Origin of the sequence: Cryobacterium sp. M23 (assembly GCF_002929655.1) — a bacterium.
GTDB lineage: Bacteria > Actinomycetota > Actinomycetes > Actinomycetales > Microbacteriaceae > Cryobacterium > Cryobacterium sandaracinum.
The window spans coordinates 61,297-74,816 of the sequence record NZ_PJJV01000073.1; the positions used below are offsets into that span (position 1 = coordinate 61,297).

General features: G+C 66.0%; 13 protein-coding genes and 1 riboswitch. Of the genes, 7 read left to right on the forward strand and 6 right to left on the reverse strand.

The window, feature by feature from the left end:
* The first annotated feature begins 131 nt into the window (after window positions 1-131).
* Entirely contained in the window at window positions 132-806 is a 675-nt protein-coding gene (locus CXY82_RS10300; RefSeq protein WP_104170857.1) for an SDR family oxidoreductase, read from the forward strand.
* Window positions 807-1,064: 258 nt separating this feature from the next.
* Here CXY82_RS10300 and CXY82_RS10305 read toward each other — a convergent pair whose 3' ends face one another.
* From CXY82_RS10305 to CXY82_RS10320, 5 genes are all read right to left on the reverse strand, one after another.
* Entirely contained in the window at window positions 1,065-1,796 is a 732-nt protein-coding gene (locus CXY82_RS10305) for a hypothetical protein (RefSeq protein WP_104170858.1), read from the reverse strand.
* A 215-nt stretch (window positions 1,797-2,011) separates the two neighbouring features.
* On the reverse strand, window positions 2,012-2,800 hold the full coding sequence (locus CXY82_RS10310) for a hypothetical protein (RefSeq protein ID WP_158252172.1): 789 nt from the start codon (window positions 2,798-2,800) through the stop codon (window positions 2,012-2,014).
* Between the two features lie 886 nt (window positions 2,801-3,686).
* Complete coding sequence (locus CXY82_RS17325) at window positions 3,687-4,076, reverse strand: zinc-binding dehydrogenase (protein ID WP_158252087.1); 390 nt, start codon at window positions 4,074-4,076, stop codon at window positions 3,687-3,689.
* Window positions 4,025-4,249 carry a hypothetical protein gene (locus CXY82_RS18375; RefSeq protein ID WP_158252173.1) on the reverse strand — a complete coding sequence of 75 codons (225 nt, stop codon included), beginning with the start codon at window positions 4,247-4,249 and terminating at the stop codon, window positions 4,025-4,027. The genes CXY82_RS17325 and CXY82_RS18375 overlap by 52 nt, the downstream gene beginning before the upstream one ends.
* 187 nt (window positions 4,250-4,436) lie before the next feature.
* Window positions 4,437-4,934 carry a 2'-5' RNA ligase family protein gene (locus tag CXY82_RS10320; protein ID WP_104170861.1) on the reverse strand — a complete coding sequence of 166 codons (498 nt, stop codon included), beginning with the start codon at window positions 4,932-4,934 and terminating at the stop codon, window positions 4,437-4,439.
* A 53-nt stretch (window positions 4,935-4,987) separates the two neighbouring features.
* Between CXY82_RS10320 and CXY82_RS10325 the strand changes: the two genes are divergently transcribed.
* From CXY82_RS10325 to CXY82_RS10335, 3 genes are all read left to right on the forward strand, one after another.
* Window positions 4,988-5,557 (forward strand): HhH-GPD-type base excision DNA repair protein, encoded by a 570-nt coding sequence (locus CXY82_RS10325; protein WP_104170862.1) that lies wholly within the window; start codon window positions 4,988-4,990, stop codon window positions 5,555-5,557.
* A 401-nt stretch (window positions 5,558-5,958) separates the two neighbouring features.
* Window positions 5,959-6,798, forward strand: a complete 840-nt coding sequence (locus CXY82_RS10330) for a bacteriorhodopsin (protein ID WP_104100872.1) — start codon at window positions 5,959-5,961, stop codon at window positions 6,796-6,798.
* Window positions 6,799-6,917: 119 nt separating this feature from the next.
* Entirely contained in the window at window positions 6,918-8,126 is a 1,209-nt protein-coding gene (locus tag CXY82_RS10335) for an FAD-binding domain-containing protein (protein WP_199180933.1), read from the forward strand.
* A gap of 22 nt (window positions 8,127-8,148) precedes the next feature.
* Here CXY82_RS10335 and CXY82_RS10340 read toward each other — a convergent pair whose 3' ends face one another.
* On the reverse strand, window positions 8,149-8,493 hold the full coding sequence (locus CXY82_RS10340) for a LysR family transcriptional regulator (protein WP_104170863.1): 345 nt from the start codon (window positions 8,491-8,493) through the stop codon (window positions 8,149-8,151).
* Window positions 8,494-8,657: 164 nt separating this feature from the next.
* Window positions 8,658-8,755, forward strand: a riboswitch (glycine riboswitch).
* Between the two features lie 183 nt (window positions 8,756-8,938).
* Between CXY82_RS10340 and gcvT the strand changes: the two genes are divergently transcribed.
* Genes gcvT through gcvP form a run of 3 tightly spaced genes read left to right on the forward strand, consistent with a single transcriptional unit; the run spans window position 8,939 to window position 13,467 of the window.
* Window positions 8,939-10,093, forward strand: coding sequence for a glycine cleavage system aminomethyltransferase GcvT (gene gcvT / locus CXY82_RS10345; protein ID WP_104170864.1), 1,155 nt, complete (start codon window positions 8,939-8,941; stop codon window positions 10,091-10,093).
* 25 nt (window positions 10,094-10,118) lie between these two features.
* Window positions 10,119-10,490: a glycine cleavage system protein GcvH gene (gene gcvH / locus CXY82_RS10350; RefSeq protein ID WP_104170865.1), complete on the forward strand. Its 372-nt coding sequence runs from the start codon at window positions 10,119-10,121 to the stop codon at window positions 10,488-10,490.
* A 28-nt stretch (window positions 10,491-10,518) separates the two neighbouring features.
* Window positions 10,519-13,467 carry an aminomethyl-transferring glycine dehydrogenase gene (gcvP, locus tag CXY82_RS10355; RefSeq protein WP_104170866.1) on the forward strand — a complete coding sequence of 983 codons (2,949 nt, stop codon included), beginning with the start codon at window positions 10,519-10,521 and terminating at the stop codon, window positions 13,465-13,467.
* Window positions 13,468-13,520: the final 53 nt, after the last annotated feature.

Here is a 13,520-nt window from a genome sequence, read left to right on the forward strand (position 1 = left end):
CAGCACTGGTGTAAAAAAGTCGGACTGCATCATGGTTTTCGGTAACGGAATGCGACGAAGTTTAGGTTCAATGTTTAGGCTCTAGCTCCCAGCGTTAGTCATCACAGCAGCAGCAATCGAAGGAGTCCATCGTGCCTGTCATCGCCATCATCGGAGCCGGACCGGGACTCGGCGCAGCAGTTGCGCGAAGGTTCGGGCGCGAAGGCTTCTCAATTGCCCTGATCGCCAGGAACCAGTCGAAACTAGACGCTATGGCAGCCGAGCTCACCGCTGCCGGCTTCACCGCGAGTGCTTACCCTGCTGATGTCCGCACGCCGGCGTCGCTCGAAGCTGCCCTTGAGCGTGCCGCGGCAGAGCTCGGGCCCATCACCGCGCTGCAATATAGCCCGCTCCCATCGCGCGACTACCTGAAGCCGGTGCTTGATATGACTCCGGAGCTGGCTTTGGAGGCATTGCAGTTTTCGGCTCTCGGGCTCATTCACGCGGTGCGTGCAGTGCTCCCAGCAATGCGGCAGGCAGGAAGCGGCAGCATCATCATGATCAACGGCGGAACCTCGGTGAAGGCCCGCGCTGACTTCGCAGGTACATCGGTCGCCTTCCCGGCTGAGAGCGCCTACGGCGAGATGCTCCACGACGCGCTCGAGGGTGAGGGAGTCCGTGTCAGCCAACTCGTGATCCCGGGAGGCATTCCTCAGCTTCAGCTTGTCAATGGCATCGACGGCGTCGCCGATCGGATTTGGGACCTCCACGCCGTTGCCGGACCATTTCGAATGATGCTCATCCCGCTTGAGGACGGCAGAGAGTAGGGGGCACTACGCTGCTGGCAGCGACGATGCGGAGATAGCCAGGAGGGCGCGAAACGTGGCTCTAAAGGTTGCTCTGCGATGCCACTCCGGGGAGTTCGCTTCAACGTGTAGCCCGCTCCGGGTTGGGCATGACAACGGTCGAGAGTCTGTATCCGTCCGACCTGGTGCGGGAAGTGGGACACATCGTCATGTCTGCGGCGTGGGTCGAGGACAAGGCAGGTGAGTTGATCCAGCTCGTCCCGACGTTTGAGGGCGCGGCTATGTTAGCGAGAACAAGTCGGTGGGGGCCAGGATTTTTTCGATGATGCCGGTGTCCCGGCCGGTGAAACCGATCACGCCGTAGGTCATTGGCAGTCCGTAATCCGGAATCGCGCCTGAGAATGACGACGGCATGTCGAGGGTGACAGAGTCGATCCCGAAGGTTTCGTCATAATGCACTTGATCGGCAGGCTTGCCGTCAGCTGTTGACTCGAAGTCCTGCCCGATCTGGTTGCCGTTGACATCCTCAATGGCGACACCGTTGGTGGCCATGGTTCCGGATGCCCTGACCTGAAAGGCGGGGTTGTACGGGCCCGGCCGCGGATTGAAGTCCGCGTCAGGACGGTTCACCCCAATCGTGAAGCCGTCCCATTCCGTGAGTTCGGCCCTTGGGTAGTGGGAGGACTCTTCCACCGATTCTGACGTCGGCTCGCCGAGAAGGCCCCTGAGTACGGCCACAGCTGCATCCCCATCGCTCTGATAGTTAAGCGATGCGAGGACCGTGCCGTCGGCTGTGACGATATCGGTGGCTTCGGCGCCGATGATTATGGTTGCCGGCAGCGCGGCAGGTGTCGCCGATGGAGTGGGTTCCGGTGTGGGTGTTACCGTGGCGGTCGCGACCGGTGTCGGAGACGATGCGGCGACATCGCCTTCGACCTGGTCGGTGCTGCATGCGGCAAGGGTGAGCAAAGCGGCGGCCGCAATGACGGTCAGAGCCAGCGGTCGGCGCATTACAAAGTCCTCCAGGTGGTGATGTTGGGGCCTGGTCGGAGCCTACTTCTTCCCCGCGCGGCTTCGGTCGATTCAGGGGCTCCGAGGCATAGCTTCCGTTCATTCACGCTCCCCCAGAGGTGGTCACTCGCAGTGGCCGGAACGTCACTTACAGAGTCTCTGGCTCCCGGAGCCTCACCGCGAGATACTGTGTCCTTTCACCAAGAGTGAGGACCTCACACGCCCCAGTTCGGTGAGGGAGAGCGGAATTCGGTGATAGGGCCGAGTGGGTCGGCGGCGATGAGCCAGACTGAAAACGTCAGTTCTGACAGGGAGTCCAAGGGTGGGAGCGGCACGAGACCAACGAAGATGTCGAATCTGCTGCCTTGTGGGCGCGCGGTGTCGGGGTGTCGTGCCGCGATCTCGGCGGCATCATCTCCAACAGCGATTCCGTCGACGGTGCTGATGTGAACACCGTTCACGGCGGACGAGGAAACCTTCACCCAGGTGTTCGGTTCATGTGGTGACGTCCCGCCTGGCACACCATCCACGAGGACGAAATCGCCGTCCCATGGAGTAGGCGACTCAGGGCCTGTAGGCAGGATATCGCCCCAGATGTAATTGGTTCCCGGAGGAACCTCGCTGCCGCCCTCGAAGTGCTCTGAGATCGGTGCGCTTCCGAAAGCCGTGGAAAGACCGGCAACCAACTCGCCGGCAGGTTGAAAATAATCGAACGTGGACAGGGTCGTGCCGGACGCGTCTCGAAGTTCGATCGACGTTGCAGTGATGAGGAGGTCCGTCACAGGGGCCGGAGCTGACGGATGCGCCGCTTCAGTCAGGCCCGGCGTTGCCTTTGCTGTCGCTGTCGCTGTCGCTGTCGCCGTCCGCGTTGCTGTTGACGTCGGGCTTTCGCCGCCGGGGACGGGACCCGGTGGGCCGGAACATCCGGTCAGAAACAGACCTGCAACCAGAAACAGTGCTGCCAGCGCTTTGCCGAACTTATCTGGCACGCCGTGAGCGGTCATACTTCCCCCGATGTCGCCTTGGATCTGACTTCAGTCGGGACATCATTGCACAGATTACGTGTCGGCGGCCTTCGTCGTCGGGGCCATGTCTTTCGGTGACGGAACGTGGTGGAGTTCCGCTGCAACGTGTAGCGCGTTCCGGCCGCAACTGTTTCCGTTTCGGACAATTGTGGCCGGTGCACGGGGCGCAGTTGTCCGTTCCGGCATCAGTTGCGATGGCGAAGCTCGTTGCACTCGAGCGAGTCGTGAGGGTCTTCCTCGGCTTGGCTTGGCCGGCTGTGTTATCTGGTACTCGTAATGTAATTTCGTGCGGTAACGCGGTGGAGTTCCGCTTCTACGTCTAGCTCGTGGCGTGTGGCGTGTGGCGTGTGGATCGTCCTTGCCCGCGGTCGCGGTCGCCGAGATCGACAGGTCCGGTCGAGTTCCCCTGGTGTTGTGGGGCGATCTCGACCGCAGCCGGCGAACTCCGCTGCCAGCGCTCTCAGCGGGGCATCCGGCGCGTGAGAATTCGCGGTCGGCCTCGCTCGACGGAGTCGGCACGGCGGGGTGTGGCTAAATCAGGAGATCTGTCGCCCGGGGATGCCCCCAGACTGGTCTTTCAATGTGGATACCGCCGTGGGCCGGACAATTCTCCTGAATTAGCCACCGCGCGGGGCTCCCCGCTTCAGCAAATCGTGTTGCAGCGAACGGGGAGATCCCTCGGCCGACACCTCGACTTCTCCGCGGACGAGCAACAGAATCGGGATCGGGGCCACGCTCGATGAACTCAAAACCGCGTACCCCGACGCTCACGGACCAGAGCGACTGCTTCCACCCCCTCAACCTTCCGCCCCCTCAACCTTCCGCCCCCTCAACCGCCCGCGACGCGCAGGATGACGTTGCCTTTCTAATGGCCGGCCTCGACGAAACGGTGCGCCAGAGCGATGTCGGCCAGGTCGTACGTCCGATCGATGACCGCCAGGAACCGACCCGACTCGGCAAGGTCGACCAGGTGCGTGAGGGCATCCGCGGTGCTGTCGATGTTGCCCGCGACGACCCGCCTCGCGCTCCTCCTGGTGTGCCAGGCGGCCAGAAGCAGCCCCCGGAGATCGGAAACGACGAGCAACAGGGCCCCGCCCGGAGTGAGGCACGCCGCAGCGCGTTCAAAGGGGGCGTTCCCGACGCAATCCATGATGACGTCGTAGGTTTGCCTCTCGAGCAGGAAATCCTCCGTTGTGTAGTCGATCACCCCGTCGGCGCCGAGCGCGGTGACCAGCTCGCGGTTGGCGCCCTGCACGCCTCGGTGACTCGCGCGCCCATCTGCTTGGCGAGCTGCACCGCCGCCGTGCCCACGGCACCGGATGCGCCGTTCACGAGAACGGTGCTGCCCGGTTTGATCGCGGCGCGACTGAAAAAAGCATGGGCGGTGGTCCCGCCGAAGACGAGAGTCACGGCATCCGTGAAGGTCATGTTCCGTGGCTTTCGCCGTGATCGCGCCATCCTGCGGGATGCAGACGTATTCCGCGTGCCCGCCGAATCGGCTGCCGAGCATCGCGATCACCTCCCACCCGGCAACCTGCCCGGCAGAGGCGCCGAACTCGTCCGCAGTCGTCGAACTCGGCGCACAGACCCGCTGCACCCGACCGGGTGACTGCGCTCACCCGGCAGTAGGCAACGGGAACGTGGCGAGCACCGTGCGGCCGCTCGCCGCCGATCGGGGCGCCATGTCCACGAGGGCGATCTGGGTGAGAGCGAGCCGCTGGCCCTCGTGCACCCGGGCGCCGTTCTTGATCGTGATGTGGGCCCGGAAGCCGGGACCCGTGAACGCGGGCTCGTCGGGGATGGAGGCAAACGGCCGCACGGCCTCGATGAGGGCGCGGTGCAACCGGGTCAGGCGCGGGTCGTCCCCGACGAGCGTCACCGGCACGTCCTCGCGCCGGCCGAACAGCGCGTCGGCACCCGCGACCGCCGTGAGGGCGGTGCGGCCGGATGCCGTGGCGGCGACGACGCCGGAAATGACATCCGCGATGACGGATGCCGCGGCATCCGTGTGAAAAGGGGGCAGCACGGTGATGTGCAATGGCCATTCCGACACCGGGAAGCTGTCGCCGGTGCTGAGCGCCGTGAGCGGGAGGACGACGACGAGGCGGGACATCCGCCGAGTCTAGGGGAGTCCCGCCGGCGCGCCGCCGGTGGCACAATGGGTGCATGATTCTGTACCTCACCGGCGACGATGCCGCCGACGCCCTGCTCAGCGATGACCCTTTCGCGCTCCTCCTCGGGATGCTGCTGGATCAGCAGATCGCGATGGAGACCGCGTTCGCCGGTCCGGCCAAGATCCGCGACCGGATCGGCACGCTCAATCCGGCGACCATCGCCGGCTTCGACGCCGACGCACTCGTCGAGGTGTTCCAGGCCACGCCGGCCGTGCACCGCTATCCGGGCTCGATGGCCGCTCGCACGCAGACCCTCGCGGGTGTGATCGCCTCAGACTGGAGGGGTGATGCGTCCGCCCTGTGGACCGCCGACTCCCCGGACGGCGCCGAGATCCTGCGGCGCCTGAAAGCGCTCCCGGGATTCGGCGAGCAGAAGGCGAAGATCTTCCTTGCCCTGCTCGGCAAGCGTCAGGGGCTCGTCGCGGAGGGCTGGCGCGAGGCCTCCGAGCCCTATGGCGAGAACGGCTCGTTCCGGTCCGTCGCCGACATTGTCGACCCCGAATCGCTGACCCGGGTGCGGGAAACCAAGCGCGCGGCAAAGGCCGCGGTCAAGAAGGGGTAGTCATGGTGCGTCTGCTGATTCGCACGGCCATCTTCATCGGCTTGGGCGGGGTCGGCCTGGAGTCGACCAGATCACCGAGCGTGTAGCGGCTGCGCGCCATCCGCAACCACCTGCTCAAGCACCACGCTGTCATGCGAGGGGTGTTCGCCGACGTGGCGCGTACCGGATCGGCCGACCCCCTACCGGAGAACCCGCTCCTCCGTGCTCCGAGGGGCCGTCATCTGTCTGTCCGCTATTGACCTTTTGACTGGGGGCATACTCTATGCAAAGATTCAGGAAACTCGTACTAAATTTTTAGTTAGCAGTCAGCTAGGCAGTTAAATGACTGATCAATCAATAAACACAGCAAAGCTCTACGGCACGGCTCTTTCCTGTTCTTTCTCGCTTATTCGGAGGACAACGTGATTCCCGATTCCCTCACCCAGATTCAATACGACACCGTCTACAACGTGTTCTCGCTCGTCATCGCGTCACAGCTGTTCACGTCGATCTTCATCATCATCTCGCTCAAGCGGGTCCTGCCCCGGTACCGTCAGGCGATGACCGTCGCGGCCATCGTCTGTGCGATTGCCGCCTACCACTACTTCCGCATTTTCGACTCCTTCAAGGCGGCCTTCGTCACCGAGGCCATCGGCGGGGCGGGCAACTATGTGCAGGTCGCCGGGGAGTCCTTCAATGAGGGCTACCGCTACGTCGACTGGCTGCTCACGGTTCCCCTGCTGCTGCTCGAACTGATCGCGGTTCTCGCCCTGGCCCGCAAGGTGCAGACCAGTCTCCTGTACCGGCTCATTCCGGCTTCGGCCCTGATGATCATCCTCGGGTACCCCGGCGAGCTCAGCGGGGACAACGGGGTGCGCGGAATCTTCGGTCTGCTCTCCACCATCCCGTTCGCATACATCCTCTATGTTCTGTTCATCGAACTGACCAAGTCCCTCGACCGCCAGCCGCGGAGTGTGCGCCGCACGATCAGCCAGCTGCGTCTGCTTCTGCTGCTGACCTGGGGTGTCTACCCGATTGCCTACCTATTGCCCATGCTTGGTATCGACGGCTCGGATGCCTGGGTCGGCAAACAGATCGGATACTCGGTCGCCGACATCCTCGCCAAGGCCCTCTACGGTCTGATCATCTACCGGATCGCGCGGATGAAATCGTTCGCGGATGACCCGGCGTTCGCACACCTCGAACTATCGGTCGATGAGGCCGAGGAGATCGCCGCCCCGGTGCACGTGCGGAACAAGTAGGCCTACCCGGCCACCTGCTCACCGCCAACGGGCCTGGGTCGATCGCGATCATTTTGATCGTGACCGGCCCAGGCCCGTTTCGCTTTCTGCTGCCCCTCAGGCAGGGCCTAAAATCAAGTGTGCTCATCGCTCTGAATGACGGAACCGCGGATGCCGTGGTGCGGCGCCATCTGCACCACCTGGTCGACGACGAGGTGCGGGCGAGCCCGAGCATCCGGGGTGGCCAGACCAGCGCCGACCGTGCCCTGGCGGCATTCTCGGTCGCGGGCTATGCGGCCAGGCGCAGCCAGGTGCTGCCGGAAATCGATCGCGGGGCATCCCGGCTATCACCGTACATTCGGCACTCCCTGGTGCCGCTTAGCCGGGCTTGGGAGCACGTCGCAGACGGACCTGCCCGAGATACCCGCAAATTCCGGGACGAGTTGCTCTGGCAGGAATACGCCCGACATCTCTATGCGCGTGTGGGTGTGGCCCTGCACCGAAACCTGCGCTTTGCGGCACCCTGGGCCGGAGAATTCGAACCCCAGGCCTGGCCGCACCGGATGCACTGCATCGACTCGGTCGTGTCGGAACTGGAAACCGACGGCTGGCTGGTCAACCAGACCCGGATGTGGCTGGCCTCCCAGTACACGGTCCGGTCTGGAGCGGGGTGGCATGCCGGCCAGGAAGAATTCTACCGACACCTGCTCGACGGCTCCCGCGCGGCCAACCTCCTGGGCTGGCAGTGGACCGTGGGTGCCGGCACCGGCTCCGCCTACGGCTTCGCCCGCTGGCAGGTTGAGAAACGAGCGCCGCAGCTCTGCCGGGACTGTCCGCTCGCCCGGGCCTGCCCGATCGAGCAGTTTCCGGTGGGGGCAGCGCCAGTGCCGGTGACGGATGCGCCGGCGAACCTCACGCACGATCCGCACCTGTCCGACACGCAGGGGCCCACCGACGTCGTGCGGCGCCGCGCACCCCGGTCGGTGCTGCTGACGGTGGATTCCCTGGGCGACGCCGATCCGGCCCTTGCGGCGCATCCCGCACTCCCGGCCGCCTTCGTCTTCGACGAGCCGGCCCTGGCCAGGCTGCGGCTCTCAAGCAAAAGACTGATCTTCACCGTGGAAACCCTTCAGGATCTGGCCCGGCGTCGCGAGGTGGTCGTGTACCTGGGTGACCCGCGAGTGATCGTTCCGGGCCTCGACGCAGCAGTCACGTTTGCGCCGGTACCCAGCTTTGCGCGCTACGCGGAGGGCGCGGCCGTGCTGCATCCGTGGCCGTGGCTGGTGCCGCAGCATAGCGGATCGGTGGCCAGCTTCTCGGCCTGGCGCCGTGCCTCGGCCGGCGTCTAGAGTCCGAAGTCGAGCGTGCGGGCTAGCGGCCCTGGCGGCGCTTGCCGGGACGCGGCTGGCCCTTCACCTCGGGCGCGCGGCCCTTGCCCTTTGCCGCCTTGGCCTTTCCGCCCGCCGGAAGCGGCGGCTTCCAGGGCTCATCCGAGGCGGCCAGCTCGGTGCGGGCATCCGTGAGAAACAGGTTGCCCGCCGCGGTCAGCCGGGTGGTCTCCGTGGTGCGGTCGATGAGCACGACGCAGAGGTTCGCCTCGAGTTTTGCGATCGAGGAGCGCAATTTCGGGGTGGAGATATTGAGGTTCATCGCGGCGCGTGGGAAGTGCAACTCCTCGGCGACGGCGATGAAATGCCGGAGGAGTGTGATGTCCACGGAACGCCTTTCTGTGTGCGCCGCACGAATCGCGGGCGAAGTGACTAGGGTACGCGTTCCCGCTGGAGGTGTCGCCGGGAGGCACCGGAAGCGGCCGCACCGCGCTGCCGGGCCCGCACGCGCTAGGCTCGGAGCGCACACCCTCAAGTGAATATAGGGCCATCAAGGTCGATGCGGGAGAGTTCGGCGCCCTCAGGCAGTCGAACACCGAAGGAGCAATCCTCCCCGACAATCTCTCAGGTACTCGTACCGCATCGAACTGGCCACTCTGAAAAGTAGTCGCGGCTCGACAGCGGCTCGCCCACGGTGAAAATCGCGCCCGACCAACGGCTGCGGTGAAGCTCTCAGGCCTGACGACAGAGGGGGAGTTCCCAGGGGTACGATCGATCGATCGCGCCACGGAGATTCTTGCTCGGCCCCCGGCCGGCGACAACCTGGAGAACTCATGACCTCGGACACTGAAGCCCACACCGATTCAACCCCCACGGTGGAGCGGTTCTCCCCGCTGCACCTGGCGCACGTGGATGCCGGCGCCAGTTTCACGGACTTCGCCGGCTGGCAGATGCCGGTGCGCTACTCGAGCGATCTCGCCGAGCACCACGCCGTGCGCACCAGCGCGGGCATCTTCGACCTCTCGCACATGGCCGAGATCCTGGTGGCCGGGCCGGACGCCGGAGCGTTCCTCGACTATGCCCTCGCCGGCCAACTCTCCACGATCGACCTGCTGCAGGCCAAGTACAGCCTCATCCTCAACCGCGCCGGCGGCATCATCGACGACATCGTCGTCTACCGCACGGCCGAGAACGAGTACCTCGTCATCGCCAACGCGGGCAACCGTTTCCCGGCGGTCAAGGCGCTCACGGCCCGGGCCACCCGCTTCGACGTCACCGTCACCGATCAGAGCGACGACGTCGCCCTGATCGCCGTGCAGGGGCCGAATTCGCGCGCCATCCTCGAGGCCACGGCGGACCTCACGTTTGACGGCGACCTGTCAGCGCTGAAGTACTACCGAGCCCTGGGTGGTACCTTCCAGGCCGGCCGCGTTTTCATTGCCCGCACCGGCTACACCGGTGAAGACGGCTTCGAACTCTATGTCGACGTGCCGGATGCCGCGGCGCTCTGGGACGCGCTCCGCGCGGCGGGCGCCTCTTTCCACCTCGTGCCGGCGGGGCTCGCCAGCCGCGACACCCTCCGTCTCGAGGCCGGCATGCCGCTCTACGGCCACGAACTGAGCACCTCGACCTACCCGGCGCAGGCCGGGCTCGGCCGCGTTGTGAACCTCGCCAAGGAGGTCGATTTCATCGGCCGCGAGGCCAGCGAAGAGGGTCCCAGCGCGGAGGCGCGCGTACTCGTGGGACTGGAATCTTCCGGCAAGCGTGCCGGGCGCGCCGACTACCCGGTGTATCGCAGTGCCGACGCGACCGTGGCCGACGGCGTGATCACGAGCGGGGCGTTGTCGCCGACGCTCGGACATCCGATCGCCATGGCCTACGTGGCTCCCGGCCTGGCGCGACTCGGCACCCAGGTCTTCGTCGACGTGCGCGGCACCCGCATCCCCGCAACCGTGACCGCCCTTCCGTTCTACAAGCGTCAGAAATAGTCCACCCCTCGAGAGGAACACCCCCATGGCCGAACAGTCTGAACTCCAGTACACCGCCGAGCACGAGTGGGTTCTCGTCGACGGCGACACCGCCACCGTCGGCATCACCGCCTACGCCGCCGACAAGCTCGGCGACGTCGTCTTCGTCGAGTTGCCGGCCGTCGGCAGCGATGTCGCCGGCGGCACCGTCGTCGGCGAGATCGAGTCCACCAAGTCGGTCGGCGAGCTCTTCGCCCCCGTCACGGGCACCGTCGCCGAGATCAACGACGCCGTCGTCGAGAGCCCCGAGCTCGTCAACAGCGACCCGTTCGGCGCCGGCTGGCTGCTCAAGGTCACGTTCGCGGAGTTGCCTCCTCTCCTCAGTTACGCCGACTACTCCGCCCTCATCGGCGAGTAACGAAAACGAAAAGCCAGGTTCCGCACACATGTCACAGCCCTTCACTCAGCGCCACATCGGCACGGATGCCGACGCGCAGTCCCGCATGCTGTCGATCCTCGGTTACGACTCGGTCGACGCCCTCGTCAACGCGGCCGTGCCCGAATCGATCCAGGTGGACCAGTTCCGCACCATCGGTGACAGCACCCTGCCGCCCGCCGCCACCGAGCGGGAGGCCATCGCGGAGTTGCGGGACCTCGCCGGCCGCAACACCGTGAAGCGGTCCATGATCGGTCTCGGCTACTACGACACCGTCACCCCGGCCGTGATCAAGCGCAATGTGTTCGAGAATCCCAGCTGGTACACGGCCTACACTCCGTACCAGCCCGAAATCTCCCAGGGCCGTCTTGAGGCGCTGATCAACTTCCAGACCATGATCGCCGACCTGACCGGACTCTCCACGGCCAACGCGTCCATGCTCGACGAGTCGACCGCCGTGGTGGAGGGCATGCTCCTCACCCGTCGGGCGTCGAAGTCGAAGTCGACCCGTTTCCTCGTCGACGCCGACGCGCTGCCGCAGACGAAGGCCCTGCTGGGCAATCGCGCGGCCGCCGTCGGGATCGACCTCGTGGAGGTCGACCTGGCTGGGTCCGCTGAGGACCTCGGCGAGTACTTCGGTCTCTTCGTGCAGTATCCCGGCGCATCCGGCCGGGTCTGGAACCCGGCCGGCGTTATCGCCGCCGCCCAGGCGCAGGGGGCGCTCGTCGTCGTCGCCGCCGACCTGCTCGCCCTGACCCTGATTACCTCGCCCGGCGAGCTCGGCGCCGACGTGGCCGTGGGCACCAGCCAGCGCTTCGGCGTGCCGATGGGCTTCGGCGGTCCGCACGCGGGTTACATGGCCGTGCGCAGTGGCCTCGAGCGTCAGCTTCCCGGCCGCCTGGTCGGCGTCAGCGTTGACGCGGCCGGCCACCCGGCCTACCGCCTGTCGCTGCAAGTGCGTGAGCAGCACATCCGTCGGGACAAGGCCACCTCAAACATCTGCACCGCCCAGGTGCTGCTGGCCGTGATGGCCGGCATGTACGCGGTCTACCACGGGCCAGACGGCCTGCGGAAGATCGCCGCCCAGGTGCACGAGCGCGCCGGGCAACTCGTCGTCGCTCTCCTCGCCGCCGGTGTCGACGTTGTCACCGCGACGTTCTTCGACACGGTCCGTGCCTCCGTTCCGGGCCGCGCCGCCGAGATCGCCCGGGCCGCCTCCGCCAGCGGGGTCAACCTCTACCTGGTCGACGCGGACACCGTCGGCATCGCCGTCGACGAGACGACGACTCTCGCGGATCTCGCCCTGGTCGTCGGCGCGTTCGGCGGGCGGGATGCCTTCGGCCTGGTGGACTTCAGCATGGTCGAGGCCGGCCTTCCGCCCGAACTTCATCGCACCAGCGAGTTCCTCACCCACCCGGTGTTCAACACGCACCGCTCGGAGACGAGCATGATGCGCTATCTCAAGCGCCTCGCCGACTTCGACTACGCGCTCGACCGCGGCATGATCCCGCTCGGCTCCTGCACCATGAAGCTGAACGCGGCCACCGAGATGGAGGCCGTCAGCTGGCCCGAGTTCGGCGGGCTGCACCCGTTCGCGCCGCGTGCCGACATCGAGGGCTACCTGGAACTGATCCGGCAGCTCGAATCCTGGCTGACGGATGTCACCGGCTACGACTCCGTGTCCCTCCAGCCCAACGCCGGCAGCCAGGGTGAACTCGCCGGGCTCCTCGCGATCCGCGGCTACCACCTCTCCACCGGGGATACCCAGCGCACGGTTTGCCTGATCCCGTCCAGCGCGCACGGCACCAACGCGGCATCCGCCGTGCTGGCCGGCATGAAGGTCGTCGTCGTCGCCTGCGACGAGCTCGGCAACGTCGACCTGGACGACCTGCGCGCCAAGATCGCGGAGCACGCCGAGAACCTCGCCGCGTTGATGATCACCTACCCGTCGACGCACGGCGTCTACGAGCACGAGGTCGGCGCCATCTGCACGGCCGTGCACGACGCCGGCGGCCAGGTCTACGTCGACGGCGCCAACCTGAACGCCCTGCTCGGTTTCGCCCGTTACGGCGACTTCGGCGGCGACGTGTCGCACCTGAACCTGCACAAGACGTTCTGCATCCCGCACGGCGGCGGCGGGCCGGGCGTCGGTCCGGTCGGGGCCAAGGCGCACCTCGCTCCGTTCCTGCCGGGGCATCCCCTCGCTCAGAGCGACGAGCACTACCTCCTCGCCTCCGGCGATGCGGCGGCGGTCGACGGCGGTGTCGATGAAAGTGGCGGCACAGTCGGCGGCACGGGGGGCGGCACGGTCGTGCACTCCGGCGGGCCGGTCTCGGCGGCGCCGTACGGCAGCCCGAGCATTCTACCGATCTCCTGGGCCTATGTGCGCATGATGGGGGCCGAGGGTCTGCACGCGGCCACCGGCGCCGCGGTTCTCGCGGCCAACTATGTGGCCAAGCGCCTCGAGGCTCACTACCCGGTGCTGTATTCCGGTGACAACGGCTTGGTCGCACATGAGTGCATCCTCGATCTACGCCCGCTCACCGAGGCCACCGGGGTCAGCGTCGACGATGTGGCCAAGCGACTCGTCGACTACGGCTTCCACGCGCCGACCATGAGCTTTCCGGTGTCCGGTACGCTCATGATCGAGCCCACCGAGAGTGAGGACCTGGGCGAGATCGACCGGTTCGTTGAGGCCATGATCGCGATCAAGGCCGAAGCGGATGCCGTAGCCGCCGGCCGCTGGCCTGCCGAGGACAACCCGCTGCACAATGCCCCGCACACCGCACAGTCGGTGATCGAGGGGGAGTGGACGCACGCCTACGACCGTGAGACCGCGGTCTACCCGGTGCGCAGTCTCATCCGTGGCAAGTACTGGCCGCCGGTGCGCCGTATCGACAACGCCTTCGGTGACCGCAACCTCGTCTGCGCCTGCCCGCCCCCCGAGGCCTTCGAGTAGACCGCTACTCCCTAACGAATTCGACGGAGATTTTGCCTGTCCGGCCAGGTTTT

What these genes read in the sequence shown, in the direction of transcription:
- CXY82_RS10305 (WP_104170858.1), bottom strand. Translation starts at nt 1,796, where the DNA reads ATGCGCCGACCGCTGGCTCTGACCGTCATTGCGGCCGCCGCTTTGCTC.
- CXY82_RS10310 (WP_158252172.1), bottom strand. Translation starts at nt 2,800, where the DNA reads ATGACCGCTCACGGCGTGCCAGATAAGTTCGGCAAAGCGCTGGCAGCA.
- CXY82_RS18375 (WP_158252173.1), bottom strand. Translation starts at nt 4,249, where the DNA reads ATGACCTTCACGGATGCCGTGACTCTCGTCTTCGGCGGGACCACCGCC.
- CXY82_RS10320 (WP_104170861.1), bottom strand. Translation starts at nt 4,934, where the DNA reads ATGTCCCGCCTCGTCGTCGTCCTCCCGCTCACGGCGCTCAGCACCGGC.
- CXY82_RS10325 (WP_104170862.1), top strand. Translation starts at nt 4,988, where the DNA reads ATGATTCTGTACCTCACCGGCGACGATGCCGCCGACGCCCTGCTCAGC.
- gcvT (WP_104170864.1), top strand. Translation starts at nt 8,939, where the DNA reads ATGACCTCGGACACTGAAGCCCACACCGATTCAACCCCCACGGTGGAG.
- gcvH (WP_104170865.1), top strand. Translation starts at nt 10,119, where the DNA reads ATGGCCGAACAGTCTGAACTCCAGTACACCGCCGAGCACGAGTGGGTT.
- gcvP (WP_104170866.1), top strand. Translation starts at nt 10,519, where the DNA reads ATGTCACAGCCCTTCACTCAGCGCCACATCGGCACGGATGCCGACGCG.